This window comes from Pantoea sp. DY-5 (genome assembly GCF_019795955.1).
GTDB classification, from domain to species: Bacteria; Pseudomonadota; Gammaproteobacteria; order Enterobacterales; family Enterobacteriaceae; genus Pantoea; species Pantoea leporis.
In genome coordinates this window covers 427363-441473 of record NZ_JAIMIE010000005.1, presented here as the reverse complement: position 1 = coordinate 441473, position 14111 = coordinate 427363, and the positions used below count along the sequence as shown (strand labels likewise).

Genomic DNA, 14111 nt, shown 5'->3' with positions numbered 1-14111 from the left:
TCACTATCATGGAATAAATTAGTCATTAAAGGATTATGTTATGTTCGCCTTTCGCCCGTCAATCGATCCTTCCGTTACTGCTTTAGCGCCTGACTTTACCGCGCTCAGCATTTTAGTTCAGGCTGCACCAGTGTTGCGTCCGCAAGTTGGTGGGGAAGCCTTAGCGCAAGCTTGTCGCGATATGATGCAGGATGATTTTCCGTGGGCTGAAGCACATCTGACGCAATGGACGGAAATGTTCAAACATTTTGGTGCCAAACCGAAACGTACGCCCTGTTCGGCAGATGCCTTGCGCAAGCGCGTGCAGCGCGACGGATCAATGGCAGCCATCGATCCAATCGTGGATCTCTACAATGCGGTGAGCATTCGTTTCGCCATTCCGGTTGGTGGTGAGAATGTGGCCGCTTACGTGGGGAACCCGCGGCTGACGCGCGCCGATGGCAGCGAACCCTTCGATGTCTATAAAGAAGGCGTCTTGAGCCATGAATCTCCCGAACCTGGCGAAGTGGTGTGGCGGGATGACGCAGGCGTAACTTGTCGTCGCTGGAACTGGCGACAAGGTGTGCGCACGCGTCTCAGTATTGAGCAAACGCAGATGTGGTTTGTGCTGGAGCGATTACCGGCGATGCCACTCGAAGCATTGCAACATGCGGGCGATATGCTGGAGCAAGGTATTAAGCAGATGATGCCCGGCGCTATTATCGAACGCAGTTTACTTGGCAATATCAATCACTAATCGCTATGTTGTCACTCTCGCCTGCCACCTTTTAGGAATCGGAATGCACATCAGCCTGCTGGCACAACAGCCACAGTTTTTGGATGCGGTGACGCAAATGCTGCATCAAGAATGGTCGGATTTCCCCAACTGGCGCGATGCGGCAGTGATTGAGCAGCGATTACAGGCGCGCAATGCCGCCGAGGCCAAAACGCTGACGCTGGTGGCCACCACAAGCGATGGCGAATTGTTGGCGACCGCCAGCATTATCCATTACGAACTGCACGATATCGCCGAGCGCGAGTTTTGGCTCGGCGAAGTCATTACTGCCGCAGCACATCGTGGTAAAGGATTGGCGAGTGGCTTGGTGACGCGCTTAATTACCGAAGCGCGTCAGCGTGGGATTACCGCATTGTGGCTGTATACGCCGGATCAACAAGCGCTCTATCGCCGCTTCGGCTGGCAGGATGTGGAGCAGCGCGAGATTGCTGATGAAGATGTTACGGTGATGAAGTTGGTGCTCTAAGTCGATTTTGCCAACGCCTGCAGCGCCGCCAATCCGTCGCGTGCCATCCATGTGCGCAGCGGCGCAAACAGCGGTTGCGGCAGATTCTCTGGTGCGAACCATTGCCATCCGTGGCACTTTTCAGGCTCCATCAGTTGTGGTTCACCGATTGCGTCCTGCGCCACCATCAGTAGCGTAATGTAGTGCTTGTTGACCTCGGGAAACACATCGCTAACGAACGCGCCGTTTTGCAGTTCACCCAGCTGTAAGCCAGTTTCTTCCAGCACTTCGCGACGCGCACAGGCTTCCGGCGATTCGCCAAACTCCAGATGACCGCCCGGCGCAGACCAGTCGCCCGCGCCGTGGCTGCCTTTGCGTTGTCCCAATAACAATTTGCCGTCGCGGAAAATTAAAACGCCGATTCCCACTTGTGGTGACATCGTTGCTCCTTGTTTTGCCAGGTCGTCATAAATGACGACCCTACGTGAAAAAATTGCCCCACGTTTTATCACATTCTGTGCCGCGCGTTTACCGCTGAGGTTTAAACCGCAGCGCCATTAGCATTAGTAACACAATGCCTACGCTCATGATTATCCACGCACTATCCAGCGAGGCGGCGCGGTCACGCACGATGCCAGCGATCAGCGGCATCAACGCCGCCAGCAAATAACCGCCGCCCTGCACCAAGGAGAGCAATGTGCCCGCCTCTTCCGGCGTGCGCGCGTGATCGAGCGTGACGATCAGCGAGAGCGGGAACAGCGCGCCAATGCCTAACCCAAGCAGCAATGTAGGCAGCCACGCCTGCGCCCCGCCAAGCCACAGCAGACTGATCAAGCCCAGCAGAATCGAAGTTAACACCACCAGCAACGGACGGCGACGATCGCGGAAGCGATGAATCAACGCCGATAGCACAAAACCCGCGGCAACTTCCGTCAGCGTGAGCGCGCCCAGCACGTAGCCGCTTTGTTCAGGTTGCCAGCCGTGCTGCATGTAAAACGGCGGCAGCCACGCCAGCACCAAGGTGTACGCGCCGGTGCCAATGCCAAAGAAGATCATCAACAGCCAGGCACGCGGTGAGCGAGCAGTGCGTGGAGCCTGGCTACTTTGCATTGGCGTTACGCCGCGTGAAAACGTCAACCACAGCAACAGCGCGATGACTGCGGGGACAACAGGAATTGCCAGCGTTAACGTTAATCCTTGCGCATTCGCCAGTGGCGCGGCGCTGGCGGCGGCAATCGCTGCGCCCGCCATAATCCCGGTGGTGAACAGCGCCATCAGCGTGCCTGCTTTCGCACCAAAGTGACGTTTGATCTGCGCTGGCATCAAGGCCTGAATTAATCCGATACCGCAACCCGCCACCAACGCGCTGATAATCAATGCGGTGGCAGATTGGTCGAATCCACGCGCCACGCTCGCCAGCGCTAGCAACAGCAATCCGGCAGCGATACCGCGCACTTCGCCAAGCCGGCGCAACAGCAGCGGCCCGGCCAGCGCAGCCAATCCCATCATGATTACCGGCAATGTGGTGAGCAGGCTAAGCTGCGTAGCGCTGAGTTGCGCGTCGCGCTGCAGTAGCGGAAACAACGGCCCCATCGCTGCCATAATCGGCCGCAAATTCAGTGCGATAACAAAAACCAGTAAGGCAAACATCCCAACCGCGGGTAAAGTACGATTCACTTTGCATCTCCATGCTCATTAAAAGTATCTTAACGTTAAGATACTTTTCGCAGCAGCAAAAGCCCATGCGCACAAAGCAACAAATGGGGATGTAATGTGGTCGCCATAAATGGCGCGTTTTTCGTAGGGTGCGCATTCATGCGCACCTTCTCAAGATAAACTGAGGAGTTAGCCGTTGACCGATCATGTCGATTTTGTGGTGGAACAATGGGCCAGCGCGATGCCGGAGCTGGATGCATCGTCGATGGCGGTTTTTGGCCGCATGCTGCGCATCATGAAACATTTGGCGAAAACCCGTGCTGAAGCGCTGGCGCCGTTTGGATTTCGCGATGGCGAGTTTGATGTGCTAGCGACGCTGCGGCGCGCGGGCGCGCCCTATCGCTTATCGCCGACCCAGCTGTATAAATCATTGCTGATAACATCGGGCGCGATGACCAATCGGCTCAATCGGCTGGAAGAAGTGGGTTCGATTGTGCGCGTTGCCGATCCCGAGGATAAGCGCAGCATGCTGGTGGCGCTGACTGAAGAAGGATTAGCTAAGATCGAGCAAGCGCTGCTGGTGCATACTCAAACGCAAAATAGCCTGCTGGAAACGCTGGATGCGTCGCAGCAAACGCAGCTGAAAACCTTGCTGAGTCAACTGTTGGTGGCAACGGAAGCGGAAAGGTAAAAACGCTGTTGCTGATGTGTCAAATAATGAATTAATTCAGCGCATTTTCTATTAAAGTAACCGTCCCGCCAGGCCTTTTTACGGATTAGAGATGAGCAATAAATACGCCCCATCGCAGATTTTTCTTCATTGGTTGACCTTCCTGTTGGTCGTCACTGCGTATTGCACCATGGAATTTCGTGGCTTGGCGACGCGCGGTTCGTGGCAAGGCTTTGCGATGATTATTGGTCACTTCAGCGCAGGAAGTTGTGTGCTGGTGATTATGCTGTCACGCATCATGCTGCGTTTTCGCCATCGCAGCCCGGCAATTGTGCCAAAACCGCCGCATTGGCAAACCGGCCTGGCGCATCTGATGCATCTGGCGATCTACGTGTTTTTCATCGTCTTGCCGACGCTGGGGATTTTGTCGCGCTTCTATATGGGCCGCACTTGGTGGATTTTCGGCATTCCGATGCCGGTGAGTGGCGATCCGGATCCGGATTTCGCCGATACGATTGCGGGCTGGCATGAGACCCTAGCGCCTTATGGTTACTGGCTGATCGGTATCCACGCCGTTGCCGCGCTGGCGCACCATTATCTGTTCAAAGACAATACGTTAGTGCGCATGATGCCGTCGCGCCGCTCGCGCGCTAAAACGTCAGACTAAAGCTATCGTCGAGCAGCGCCAGAATCTCGCTTTCCGGCAAACCGTTCTCAAGCGTGATGCTCAGCCAATGCTCTTTGTTCATGTGGTAAGCCGGATAAACGCCGGCCAACTGGCGCAGCGATCCAATCAGTTCAGGCCGCGCTTTGATGTTCATCACGTCAATTACCGGCCCATCCGGCAAACCGAGTTTGTGACTCTCCAGCGGGAACACCAGCGCAAACCATTTGCGGTGCCGCGGATGACGCAGCACCGCATATTCACTGTGCTTTTTCCACGGATAATCGGGTTCTACCTGATAGTGCTGATTGATGTAGTCGAACAGCTGCTGGCGTTGCATGCATCCTCCGTGGTGAATGCGGGATAAAGGCCGCCGAAGATGGCGGCCCCTCAGACTTTATAAAGCTGAAGCAAAAGTTGCCAGTGTTCGATTAAAACGTGCAGATTCTTCGATAAATGGCGCATGGCCAGAATTGGCAAACATCTGTGTCTGAATACGCGGATTGATACGCTTTACTCTGGCGAGAGATGCAGCAGGATTCACCAATGCATCATGCTCACCGTAGATAAACAGCAGCGGCACACGCGAATTTTTTACTCCTTTTTCCAAGGCAATGGTCATGGTTGGCACCGCTCGTTGCATGGGCCATGCAGCCAGCGCGGCGTTAGCCAGCAGACGTTCAAAGGTTGTGCGGTCAGGTTGCTGATAGAAGCAAAGGTGTAGAAAGGCCCGCTCGCCATCCAGATGCGTTTTCAAATCACTTGCCGTCATTGCACCATACACTTCATGCGCCGGAATCAAAGTGGGATTAAGTTCTACCACACCGTCGACGTAGATAGCGCCACTGATATTACCGTCACCGTAGGCCGCCAGATAGTTGGTGATCACCGCTCCGCCTAATGACCATCCGACCAATAGCGGCTTATTTGCATGGCTTTGATTAATCACTGCGCGGAGATCGTCGGCCCAGCGTTTTCCATCGCGGTAAGCTGATTCTTGTTCAGGCTTGTCGGATAAACCGTGCCCACGCATATCGAAAGTAATCAGCCGATAGCGTTGCTGTAACTGCGCATCACTGATCTGTTTTTCCCAGTTTAAGTGGCTGCCAAGCAAACCGTGAATAAACACAATAGGTAAACCATTAGGATTACCTGATTCCTGTACTGCAAGCCTTACGCCATCTGGCGCGGTAATGGTGTACTGCTTCTCAGCGGCAAACAGCGTGGCAGAAAAGAGCATGAGAACGACGACAAACAGTGTGCGTTTAATAAGTAACAGCATAAAAAGTCTCCTTAAATGAATGATTCCCGGCTATCCTGAACCCTGACACTGATGTCAGAGTCAAGCCGCTTTATGGGGAGTCACTTATGCAGTTATCAATTGGAGAGCTGGCAAGAGAGACAGGCGTGAGCGTGCGCGCCATTCGTCATTACGATCGCCATCATCTGCTAACTTCAACACGTGCCTGCAATGGATACCGTTTTTTCCCGCCACAGGCGATAACCCAGGTGCGCCAGATTCAACGGCTGATCAATACCGGTTTCAGCATCGCCGAAATCTGCTCTTTTCCGGATTGTATGCGCATGATCGAAGGGGCAGCATTCTGCCCGGAAACTCAGGCTGTGCAATATAAGCGACTGGCGGATATTGAACGCCAAATTAGTGAACTCGAATCTCGCCGGGCATTGCTGATGGCCACGCTGGCTGAAGGCATCACCCGATGATGCGGTTTTATATCAACAGCGCGGTCAGTAATGTTCTTTGCGGATAAATTTTTGCGCTAAATCAGCGCTCTTAGACCAGGGAAGTGAGTGATGTTCCATCTGATTTTCAGCATACCGAGCTGGTATGTGATCGCCCGATTTTTGTTCCCGTTAGCCATGCCCTTGCTGTTAAAAATCATCCTGTCTTTGCTGGTGTTGCTGGCTTCGCAATATCTGCTGGTGAGCCGTTTTACCTCTGGCAGCATGTTCTCGCCGGAAATGCCGCGCGCCATCGTCATCCTGTTCAACTGGGGTTTCAGCGCCGTTTTATTCCTCGCGCTGACGCAATTTTTGATTGATGCAGTGGCGCTGGTTTCGCTGTTGTTCCGCCATCCGTTCGAAATCGTGCCCGCGGTGCGTTATGTGGCGGCGGCGTTTGCCTTGATTCTGGCCACGGTTGGCGTTTATCAGGCCATCCGCGTTCCGCCCATCAAAGATGTGACAATCGAAATCGACAACCTTCCGCGCGAATTCGAAGGCTATCAACTGTTGCAGTTAACGGACATGCACATCACCAAACTTTTTAATGAGAAATGGACGCGCGCGCTAGTGCAAAAAGCCATGACGCTGGACGTTGACTTGATTCTGGTCACCGGCGATGTGATTGACGGCACGCTGCAGAACCGTCGTGCGGACGTCGAACCGCTGCGCGGATTACACGCGCGCGATGGCGTTTTCGCCATCACCGGCAATCACGAATATTTCTTTGAGCAGGAGCGCTGGACCGCACATCTGGCGTTGCTAGGTCTGGAGCCGTTACTCAATCGCCATACGGTGATTAAGCGCGATAACGCCGAGCTGGTGATCGCCGGCATGCCGGATACGTCAGCAGCACGACGTGGCGCAGTTGGCCCCAATTTGGAACTGGCGCTGGCCGGTGCGCCGGAAAACGCTCCGGTGATCTTGCTCGACCACCAGCCGCGCAACGCCCGGCAAAACGCATTGAAAAACATCGATCTACAGCTGTCTGGCCACACGCACGGCGGCCTGATTGTTGGCTTCGATCGCCTGTTTGCCAAACCCAACGCGGGTTTCGTGTCGGGTTTGTATCAGGTCGACGGCATGCAACTCTACGTCAACAACGGCACCGCGCTGTGGCCTGGCATGGCGGTGCGTTTGGGCCGCCCCTCAGAGTTGACCCGCATTACGCTGCAGCGCAAACCGTAACGCACTTAAGATTGTGGGATTGCCCGCGAGGCATCCCACAATCTCATCATCTGTGCGATTCCGCGCTCAACTTCGTGGAGAGGAACGTCATCGCGCGCTAGCGTTGAGATCCCCAGCATAAAACTGTTGAAGCTGACCGCCAGCGAAAGCGTCTCCTCCTCATCCCGCAACTCACCGCTGCCGATCCCTCTTTCAACGCAATGCTTTATCCCTTCACGGGTGCGCATGCGCGATGCTTCAAGCGGTTTAAGCACGTGGCGATTTTCCTCAGAACAGGAAGACATCACGCTTAGCGCAACCATGCATCCACGCGGATGCGCAGGATCGTACTGCATTCTGGCGGAGTTGAGCAGCGCGGTTTCCAGCGCCTGCCGAGCGGGCACGCGGGTATCCCACAAAGCTTCCGTGACCTGAGCATGGGTTTGCAAATAACAGTTCACGGCTTCAGCAAAGAGTGCCTCTTTCGATCCAAACGCGGCGTAGAAGCTTGGCGCGGTGATGCCTTTGCCTATTGAGGCTTTGAGCTGCGCCAGCGAGGTTGATTCATAGCCGTTTTCCCAGAAAAGGTGCATCGCTTTGATCACCGCTTCATCCCTATCAAATTGTCTTGGTCTGCCTGTTCTCATCATCACATCCTCCGCCATTTATACTAATCGATACAGAATTCATTGACAACGCACAGCTCACCTCCGCAATATAAATACCGATCGATACATATATCCATGGCGCTTCGCGGCGCTGTTGCAAATCAAGAGCAGGCTAAATAATGAATTCAACGTTTAAGCACGAAGAAGCCCAACGGCTGCCAATCCTGGCGCTTTTGGCGCTCGCAATGGCAGGTTTTATCTGCATCCTGACTGAAACCATACCCGCGGGATTGCTGCCACAAATCAGTCAGGGGCTTAATATTTCCCCCTCGCTGGCCGGTCAATGGGTTACCGCCTATGCAGCCGGTTCGCTACTGGCCGCGATTCCGCTCACATTGCTGACCCGAAGCTGGTCGCGCCGGGTTGTGCTGCTGAGCACCGTGTGTGGATTTCTGCTATTTAACACTCTTACCGCCGTCTCTTCTGACGTTGTCATCATCTTAATAGCGCGATTTTTTGCTGGTGCGTCAGCCGGTTTGGCGTGGAGTCTGATTGCGGGCTATGCGCGAAGAATGGTGGTTCCATCGCTGCAGGGACGCGCATTGGCGCTCGCCATGGTCGGCACGCCAATCGCCCTTTCAATCGGCGTCCCGGCAGGCACATGGATGGGATCGTTGCTGGGATGGCGTCTGACTTTTGCCGCCATGTCGGGACTCTCGATTATTCTGATTGGCTGGATTCTGCTGGCCGTGCCGAACTATCCCGGCCAATCGGCCACGCAAAAAATGCCGCTCGGCGCAGTGTTACGCCTCCCCGGCGTATGTGCCGTGCTTGCTGTGGTGCTGACCTGGATGCTTGCGCATAACATTCTCTATACCTACATCGCGCCGTTTATTACTTCAGCCGGTCTGGCGCATCGCGTGGATGTGGTGCTGCTGATCTTTGGCATCGCGGCATTGGGTGGAATATTCATTACCGGCAAGATCATTGATACGCATCTGCGCAAAGCGGTGCTGCTGTCACTCTCCATCTTTGCTGCGGTGTCGGTGATTTTTGGTCTGAGTACGCCAACACCCGCCGTGATCTATGCGGGCATAGCCGTTTGGGGACTCACCTTCGGTGGTGCCGCGACGCTGCTGCAAACGGCTCTGGCAGATGCCGCCGGCGAATATGCCGATGTCGCGCTCTCCATGAATGTCGTCACCTGGAACAGCGCTATCGCCCTCGGCGGTTTGACCGGCGGAATGTTGCTGGAACATGTCGGCTCCCAATCTTTTCCGTGGGCGATTCTGCTATTGCTGTTGGTCGCGTTGGGAATTGCGCTGCGTGCTAAGCAGGGTTTCCCGGCTGAGAACTGCCGGGCGAAAACGTCACTCAGCCCGGCCAGCGAGACTGACGGATAACGCGACAGAAATTGAGCGGTGAAAAATCCGGCTCTTTATCCTTAATCACATCGGCTTTTACATTGCCAAAGGTGGTGTCCGGTTTAAGCCGGATGCCATCATAAAAGGCCTGAATGATCGCCTCCTTGAATGCCGCCGGGCGCGGATAGTTCGCCGTCACGGCGCCAATCTCCTCTTCCGCAAACTTCTCATAACCGATGCCCAGCACGTCCATCTCCACGCCAGCGGTAACCAGCGCTATTTCTGGTGCCATAAACTCCGGGATTCCCGGCGTTGTGTGCAGCGCAATCGCGGTCCACACCTTATCGATATCGCTGCTGGCGATGCCGTAGCCCTGCAAAAATGCCCGCGCGGCATTGGCGCTATCTACCTCAAAACGCTTATCGCAGCTGCAGTGTTCGTGCGTCAGGCCGATGTCATGGAACATGCAGCCGATATACAGCAGCTCGCGATCGACGTTAACTCCACGCTGCTGCCCCGCTAGCGCGCCCCAGTAATAGACGCGGCTGGAGTGGTTAAACAGCAACTCTGATTCGGTATCGCGCACAAACTCTGTCGCTTCGCGGGCCATTTTGCTATCCGGGATGCGGATGCCGGTAATATTTACGCTCATTTTTTCTCTCCTGTTGGTTGTCTTTTTCTACCATAGAGCGCAGGCTAAAAGTCTTAAAGTGCCCAATGCAGACGATTAAAGACATTGTGATGTTTTGCGACATGAGGAATTGAATGCGTCATGAAATAGCGATTTTGGCGGTGCCGGGCGTGCAGTTACTCGACGTTTGCGGCCCGCTGGATGTGTTTGCCGAAGCCAACCGTCTGCTGCAGCGGCAGATTTACACGCCACGCATTATCGCGATTGAGGGCGGAGAAATTCACGCATCATCCGGCGTGCGGCTGAGCGCAGATTTGCAGCTGGCTGAAACACTGAACTATGCGCCGCATACCTTTCTGATTGCGGGTGCGCCGGGCATAGAAAATTTTGCTGCCGATAACAACCTGCTGCATGCGCTGAGCGGTTTATGCCAGCGCAGCCAGCGTTTCGGTTCGGTGTGCAGCGGCGCATTGCTGCTGGCGCGGACCGGATTGCTGGCCGGAAAGCGCGTCACCACGCACTGGGAAAGCGCCGCTTTACTGGCTTCACGTTTTCCCGAGATCACCGTAGATGCCGATGCGTTGTGCGTTGCAGATGGGCGAGTGCGTACCGCCGCGGGCGTTACGTCTGGGCTGGATCTGGCGCTGCGTCTGGTGGAAGAGGATCTTGGGCGAGAAGTTGCGATTGAGATCGCCGCGCATCTTGTGATGTTTTTCCGGCGTCCGGTCAATCAGGCGCATTTTATGCGCAGCAACAGCGCATCGTTGCGCGGCCGCTCGGCGTTGCAGGAGTTACAGCGTTGGGTGATTTCGCATCTGGCGGAAGTTAAAACCGTGGCGATGATGGCCGAACATATGGCGATCAGTGAAAGGCATTTGACGCGATTGTTCCGCAATGAGTTGGGGATGACGCCGGGACAATGGCTGGAACGCGAGCGCGTAGCGAAAGCGAAACAGCTGCTGGAGCAAAAATCGCTGCCCGCAAAAACGCTGGCATTACAGTGCGGATTTTCCGGCGCTGACGTGATGCGGCGAGTATTCAGCCGCGTCACCGGCATCACACCCGCCGCATATCGCAAAATGCAGCGTTTCTCGTAGGGTCGCCATTTATGGCGACCAGGTGCACGTCAACGCACATCCTACAATTTCGCAAACGCCAGCAAATCAGGATTAATCTGCTCAGGATGCGTCGCGAACATACCGTGCGACAAGCCTGGGTAGGTTTTCAGCGTGCCCTGTTTCAGCAGCTTAATCGCCTTATGCGCCGAATCATCAATCGGCACCACCTGATCGTCTTCCCCGTGCAGCACCAAAACCGGCACGGTGATCGCTTTTAAATCTTCGGTAAAATCGGTTTCCGAGAAGGCAGTGATACAGTCGTACTGCGCCTTAGCGCCGCCCGCCATGCCCTGACGCCACCAGTTATCGATCAAACCCTGGCTCACTTTCGCACCCGGACGGTTAAAGCCGTAGAACGGCCCCGCTGGCACATCGATAAAGAACTGCGCGCGGTTAGCGGCCAGCGCTGAGCGGAAACCGTCAAACACCTCTTTCGGCAAGCCTTCAGGATTGGCGGCGGTTTGCAACATGATTGGCGGCACGGCGCCCATCAACACCGCTTTCGCTACGCGGCCTTTCTCGGCATGCGCCACATAACGCGCCACTTCACCGCCACCGGTTGAGTGACCGATATGGATGGCGTTGCGCAGATCCAGCGCTTTGGCCAGTTCTGCCACGTCGGCGGCGTATGTGGTCATATCGTTGCCGCTAGCGGTTTGGTCAGAACGCCCGTGGCCGCGACGGTCGTGGGCGATAACGCGATAACCCTGTGCCAGGAAGAACAACATTTGGTTGTCCCAGTCATCGGCGCTTAAAGGCCAGCCGTGGTGAAACACTACCGGTTGCGCGTTTTTTGGGCCCCAGTCTTTGTAAAAGATTTTGGTACCGTCTTGAGTGGTGATGATGCCGTTGCTCATGAGTAAGTCCTCTGTAAGTGATTGTCTGCGTTCGATGGGCTTATTGTCACGGAAAGCGGCAGCGGCTAATATTGTCAAATATGACACATTAGGGTCCGTAACTGACAAATGATGAAAACTGCAGAAAACAGCGTTGTGGCGGAGATTGGCCTGGTACTTTATCCCGATTGCCAGCTCGCGGCGATTTATGGCTTAACCGATATGTTCAGGATTGCCGCGGAATGGGCGGAAAATATATCGGGTGAGGAGCGCAAGCGGACGATTCGTGTCTCACATTGGCAGATCGATGCGCACAGCGATCACATGGTTTGCGTCTGGGATAGCCATCCCGATACGCCACATCGATTGAGCCACGTGATTGCGCCGCCAAGTCTGGTGGTGCCAGCGAAAATGGTGCCCATGAAGGTGCCTGCCAACTGGATGAGCGGGCTTTATGATGAAGGCGTAACGCTCTGTTCGGTGTGCGCCGGTGCCTTTGTGCTGGCCGAAACCGGACTGATCGATCACCGTCGCGCCACCACGCACTGGGCCTTTGCGCAGACGCTGTCAGAGCGTTTTCCTGCGGTAGACGTCGCGGTGGAAAATATGGTGATTGACGATGGCGACATTATTACCGCCGGTGGGATTTTGGCGTGGACGGATTTGGGTTTAACGCTGATCGAAAAAGTGCTCGGCACCGGCACCATGCTGGCGACCTCACGCTTTTTACTGATCGACCCGCCGCGACGCGAGCAAAGCACCTATTCGGCATTTATCCCCAATTTCGATCACGGTGATAGCCAAATTCTGCGCGCGCAGCATCATCTTCATGCCCATGTTGCTGAGCAGCACAGCATTGAGAGCATGTCGGCGCTGGCAAGCATGACGCCACGTACTTTTCTGCGCCATTTCCAGAAAGCGACCGGCCTGCGGCCAACGGATTATTTGCAGCAGGTACGCATTATGAAAGCGCGCGACGCGCTGGAGCTGAGTAATCGTTCGGTCGATCAGATCGCCTGGGAGATCGGCTACAGCGACCCTTCCGCTTTCCGCAAAATTTTCCGCAAGCTGACCGGCGTCACGCCCGGCCAGTATCGGCAGCGGTTTGGTACCCGGTAACATAATTAGCGTCCATCACAGCAGGAAAATTGCCGTTTTCCTGCCATGATTACGTTCGTCCCGTTCCGATTACTTGCTAAGGATTACTATGCCACTGCGTTCGCTTCAGGCTCTGTGTCTGGTTAACTTTTTTATGGCTGACGTACGAGATGGTCTTGGGCCTTTTCTCGGCATATTTCTGACAGAACGCCACTGGAATGCAGGAGATATTGGCTGGGTGATGACCGCCGGTGGCCTTGCAGGGCTGGTTGCCACCCTGCCGGCGGGTTTAGCCACAGACGCTACTCGCCATAAACGATCGTTGCTGCTCATCGGTTCACTCCTGATCACCCTATCCACCTTGCTGCTGTGGTATTTCCATCAGGGATGGATCGTGGTTTTATCGCAGATTGTGACTGGCCTTTCCGCCGCGCTCATCGCGCCGATGTTGACGGGTATTACCCTTGGCCTGGCCGGTCCGCAAGGATTCAGCCATCAAATGGGGAGAAATGAAGCCTTCAACCACGGCGGAAATATGACAGCCGCCATTATTGCGGGTGCTTCAGTGTGGTTGTGGGGAACGGGTGCGGTGTTTGTACTCATGACAACGATGGCGCTGTGCGCAGGTGCAGCCGTGCTGGCTATTCGCCATAACGACATCGATAACCTTGCCGCGCGCGGGCTTTCTGGCAGCGAATCGGCCAGCAACGTCCCACGTCTTTATCAGATTGCCCGTAATCCTGCCGTCATTATCACGGGAGTCACGCTGTTACTCTTCCATCTTGGCAATGCCGCGCTGTTACCTATGCTGAGCCTGCGGGTGGCGGCAGCGCACAATGCAGCCATCAGCCCCGGACTTTATGCTGCCGCCACGGTGGTTATTTCGCAATGTGTGATGATTCCCATGGCGCTGTATGCTGCACGTCACGCACCGCGTTTTGGCTATCCCGTGCTGATCACGGCGGCGCTGCTGGTGCTGCCATTACGTGCGTTGATTGCCTCCGCTTTTGACGGGGCTTATTTCATGATTCCGGTACAGATTCTGGATGGCGTAGCGGCGGGTCTGCTGGGCGTGGCGGTGCCGGGTTATATCGTGAAGGTGCTTGAGGGCAGCGGACATACCAATGCGGGTCAGGGTTTTATCATGCTCATGCAGGGCGTCGGCGCGGCAATGAGTCCCGCGTTGGCGGGAAACATTGCCGCAGCCTATTCCTATCGCAGTGCGTTTGCCGTGCTGGGCGCGATCGCCCTGGCGGCGCTGATCACCTGGTGGATAGGCAGCCGTTATTCAGAGAAAAACGGCGTGCCACGCTCAGCGCGTTCTTAGCTGAGGCTC

The 14111-nt window shown here is 55.3% G+C and carries 17 protein-coding genes; 10 read left to right on the top strand and 7 right to left on the bottom strand.

Going from position 1 to position 14111, the window contains the following annotated elements:
• Positions 1–40 precede the first annotated feature (40 nt).
• Positions 41–736, top strand: coding sequence for a B3/4 domain-containing protein (locus K5Y30_RS18160; RefSeq protein ID WP_222212621.1), 696 nt, complete (start codon positions 41–43; stop codon positions 734–736).
• 43 nt (positions 737–779) lie between these two features.
• Positions 780–1241 (top strand): GNAT family N-acetyltransferase, encoded by a 462-nt coding sequence (locus tag K5Y30_RS18155; RefSeq protein ID WP_222212619.1) that lies wholly within the window; start codon positions 780–782, stop codon positions 1239–1241.
• Here K5Y30_RS18155 and K5Y30_RS18150 read toward each other — a convergent pair.
• Positions 1238–1660 carry an NUDIX hydrolase gene (locus tag K5Y30_RS18150; protein WP_222212617.1) on the bottom strand — a complete coding sequence of 141 codons (423 nt, stop codon included), beginning with the start codon at positions 1658–1660 and terminating at the stop codon, positions 1238–1240. The two genes, K5Y30_RS18155 and K5Y30_RS18150, sit on opposite strands and share 4 nt — an antisense overlap.
• An 88-nt stretch (positions 1661–1748) precedes the next feature.
• Entirely contained in the window at positions 1749–2897 is a 1149-nt protein-coding gene (locus K5Y30_RS18145) for an MFS transporter (RefSeq protein ID WP_370634216.1), read from the bottom strand.
• Positions 2898–3072: 175 nt separating this feature from the next.
• Between K5Y30_RS18145 and K5Y30_RS18140 the strand changes: the two genes are divergently transcribed.
• Positions 3073–3567, top strand: a complete 495-nt coding sequence (locus tag K5Y30_RS18140) for a MarR family winged helix-turn-helix transcriptional regulator (RefSeq protein ID WP_222212615.1) — start codon at positions 3073–3075, stop codon at positions 3565–3567.
• 91 nt (positions 3568–3658) lie between these two features.
• On the top strand, positions 3659–4213 hold the full coding sequence (gene cybB, locus K5Y30_RS18135) for a cytochrome b561 (RefSeq protein WP_222183163.1): 555 nt from the start codon (positions 3659–3661) through the stop codon (positions 4211–4213).
• Here the strand turns inward: cybB and K5Y30_RS18130 are convergent.
• Complete coding sequence (locus tag K5Y30_RS18130) at positions 4197–4550, bottom strand: MmcQ/YjbR family DNA-binding protein (RefSeq protein WP_222212614.1); 354 nt, start codon at positions 4548–4550, stop codon at positions 4197–4199. The genes cybB and K5Y30_RS18130 overlap by 17 nt on opposite strands.
• 57 nt (positions 4551–4607) lie before the next feature.
• Positions 4608–5492 (bottom strand): alpha/beta fold hydrolase, encoded by an 885-nt coding sequence (locus K5Y30_RS18125; RefSeq protein ID WP_222212612.1) that lies wholly within the window; start codon positions 5490–5492, stop codon positions 4608–4610.
• Positions 5493–5578: 86 nt separating this feature from the next.
• Between K5Y30_RS18125 and K5Y30_RS18120 the strand changes: the two genes are divergently transcribed.
• Together K5Y30_RS18120 and K5Y30_RS18115 are read left to right on the top strand one after the other, a co-directional pair.
• Positions 5579–5935 carry a MerR family transcriptional regulator gene (locus tag K5Y30_RS18120; protein WP_110866970.1) on the top strand — a complete coding sequence of 119 codons (357 nt, stop codon included), beginning with the start codon at positions 5579–5581 and terminating at the stop codon, positions 5933–5935.
• Positions 5936–6025: 90 nt separating this feature from the next.
• Positions 6026–7141 carry a metallophosphoesterase gene (locus tag K5Y30_RS18115; RefSeq protein ID WP_222212610.1) on the top strand — a complete coding sequence of 372 codons (1116 nt, stop codon included), beginning with the start codon at positions 6026–6028 and terminating at the stop codon, positions 7139–7141.
• A 5-nt stretch (positions 7142–7146) separates the two neighbouring features.
• Here K5Y30_RS18115 and K5Y30_RS18110 read toward each other — a convergent pair whose 3' ends face one another.
• Positions 7147–7770, bottom strand: a complete 624-nt coding sequence (locus K5Y30_RS18110; RefSeq protein WP_137386958.1) for a TetR/AcrR family transcriptional regulator — start codon at positions 7768–7770, stop codon at positions 7147–7149.
• A gap of 137 nt (positions 7771–7907) precedes the next feature.
• Between K5Y30_RS18110 and K5Y30_RS18105 the strand changes: the two genes are divergently transcribed.
• On the top strand, positions 7908–9131 hold the full coding sequence (locus tag K5Y30_RS18105; RefSeq protein ID WP_222212608.1) for an MFS transporter: 1224 nt from the start codon (positions 7908–7910) through the stop codon (positions 9129–9131).
• Here the strand turns inward: K5Y30_RS18105 and K5Y30_RS18100 are convergent.
• Positions 9103–9744, bottom strand: coding sequence for an HD domain-containing protein (locus tag K5Y30_RS18100; RefSeq protein ID WP_222212606.1), 642 nt, complete (start codon positions 9742–9744; stop codon positions 9103–9105). The two genes, K5Y30_RS18105 and K5Y30_RS18100, sit on opposite strands and share 29 nt — an antisense overlap.
• A 113-nt stretch (positions 9745–9857) precedes the next feature.
• On the opposite strand from K5Y30_RS18100, the gene K5Y30_RS18095 reads away from it, so the two are divergent.
• Positions 9858–10820 (top strand): GlxA family transcriptional regulator, encoded by a 963-nt coding sequence (locus tag K5Y30_RS18095; RefSeq protein WP_222212603.1) that lies wholly within the window; start codon positions 9858–9860, stop codon positions 10818–10820.
• Between the two features lie 41 nt (positions 10821–10861).
• Here K5Y30_RS18095 and K5Y30_RS18090 read toward each other — a convergent pair whose 3' ends face one another.
• The gene (locus K5Y30_RS18090) at positions 10862–11698 is read right to left on the bottom strand and encodes an alpha/beta fold hydrolase (RefSeq protein ID WP_222212601.1); all 837 of its coding nucleotides are present in this window, start codon (positions 11696–11698) and stop codon (positions 10862–10864) included.
• Between the two features lie 108 nt (positions 11699–11806).
• On the opposite strand from K5Y30_RS18090, the gene K5Y30_RS18085 reads away from it, so the two are divergent.
• On the top strand, positions 11807–12796 hold the full coding sequence (locus tag K5Y30_RS18085; protein WP_255606700.1) for a GlxA family transcriptional regulator: 990 nt from the start codon (positions 11807–11809) through the stop codon (positions 12794–12796).
• Positions 12797–12884: 88 nt separating this feature from the next.
• A complete protein-coding gene (locus K5Y30_RS18080) occupies positions 12885–14102 on the top strand; it encodes an MFS transporter (protein WP_101761412.1) in 1218 nt (405 codons plus the stop codon).
• The last annotated feature ends 9 nt before the right edge of the window (positions 14103–14111 follow it).

Coding starts and splice junctions, on each gene's coding strand:
- K5Y30_RS18120 (WP_110866970.1), top strand. CDS start 5,579: ATGCAGTTATCAATTGGAGAGCTGGCAAGAGAGACAGGCGTGAGCGTG.
- K5Y30_RS18155 (WP_222212619.1), top strand. CDS start 780: ATGCACATCAGCCTGCTGGCACAACAGCCACAGTTTTTGGATGCGGTG.
- K5Y30_RS18080 (WP_101761412.1), top strand. CDS start 12,885: ATGCCACTGCGTTCGCTTCAGGCTCTGTGTCTGGTTAACTTTTTTATG.
- K5Y30_RS18095 (WP_222212603.1), top strand. CDS start 9,858: ATGCGTCATGAAATAGCGATTTTGGCGGTGCCGGGCGTGCAGTTACTC.
- K5Y30_RS18160 (WP_222212621.1), top strand. CDS start 41: ATGTTCGCCTTTCGCCCGTCAATCGATCCTTCCGTTACTGCTTTAGCG.
- cybB (WP_222183163.1), top strand. CDS start 3,659: ATGAGCAATAAATACGCCCCATCGCAGATTTTTCTTCATTGGTTGACC.
- K5Y30_RS18090 (WP_222212601.1), bottom strand. CDS start 11,698: ATGAGCAACGGCATCATCACCACTCAAGACGGTACCAAAATCTTTTAC.
- K5Y30_RS18085 (WP_255606700.1), top strand. CDS start 11,807: ATGATGAAAACTGCAGAAAACAGCGTTGTGGCGGAGATTGGCCTGGTA.
- K5Y30_RS18115 (WP_222212610.1), top strand. CDS start 6,026: ATGTTCCATCTGATTTTCAGCATACCGAGCTGGTATGTGATCGCCCGA.
- K5Y30_RS18130 (WP_222212614.1), bottom strand. CDS start 4,550: ATGCAACGCCAGCAGCTGTTCGACTACATCAATCAGCACTATCAGGTA.
- K5Y30_RS18100 (WP_222212606.1), bottom strand. CDS start 9,744: ATGAGCGTAAATATTACCGGCATCCGCATCCCGGATAGCAAAATGGCC.
- K5Y30_RS18110 (WP_137386958.1), bottom strand. CDS start 7,770: ATGATGAGAACAGGCAGACCAAGACAATTTGATAGGGATGAAGCGGTG.
- K5Y30_RS18105 (WP_222212608.1), top strand. CDS start 7,908: ATGAATTCAACGTTTAAGCACGAAGAAGCCCAACGGCTGCCAATCCTG.
- K5Y30_RS18150 (WP_222212617.1), bottom strand. CDS start 1,660: ATGTCACCACAAGTGGGAATCGGCGTTTTAATTTTCCGCGACGGCAAA.
- K5Y30_RS18125 (WP_222212612.1), bottom strand. CDS start 5,492: ATGCTGTTACTTATTAAACGCACACTGTTTGTCGTCGTTCTCATGCTC.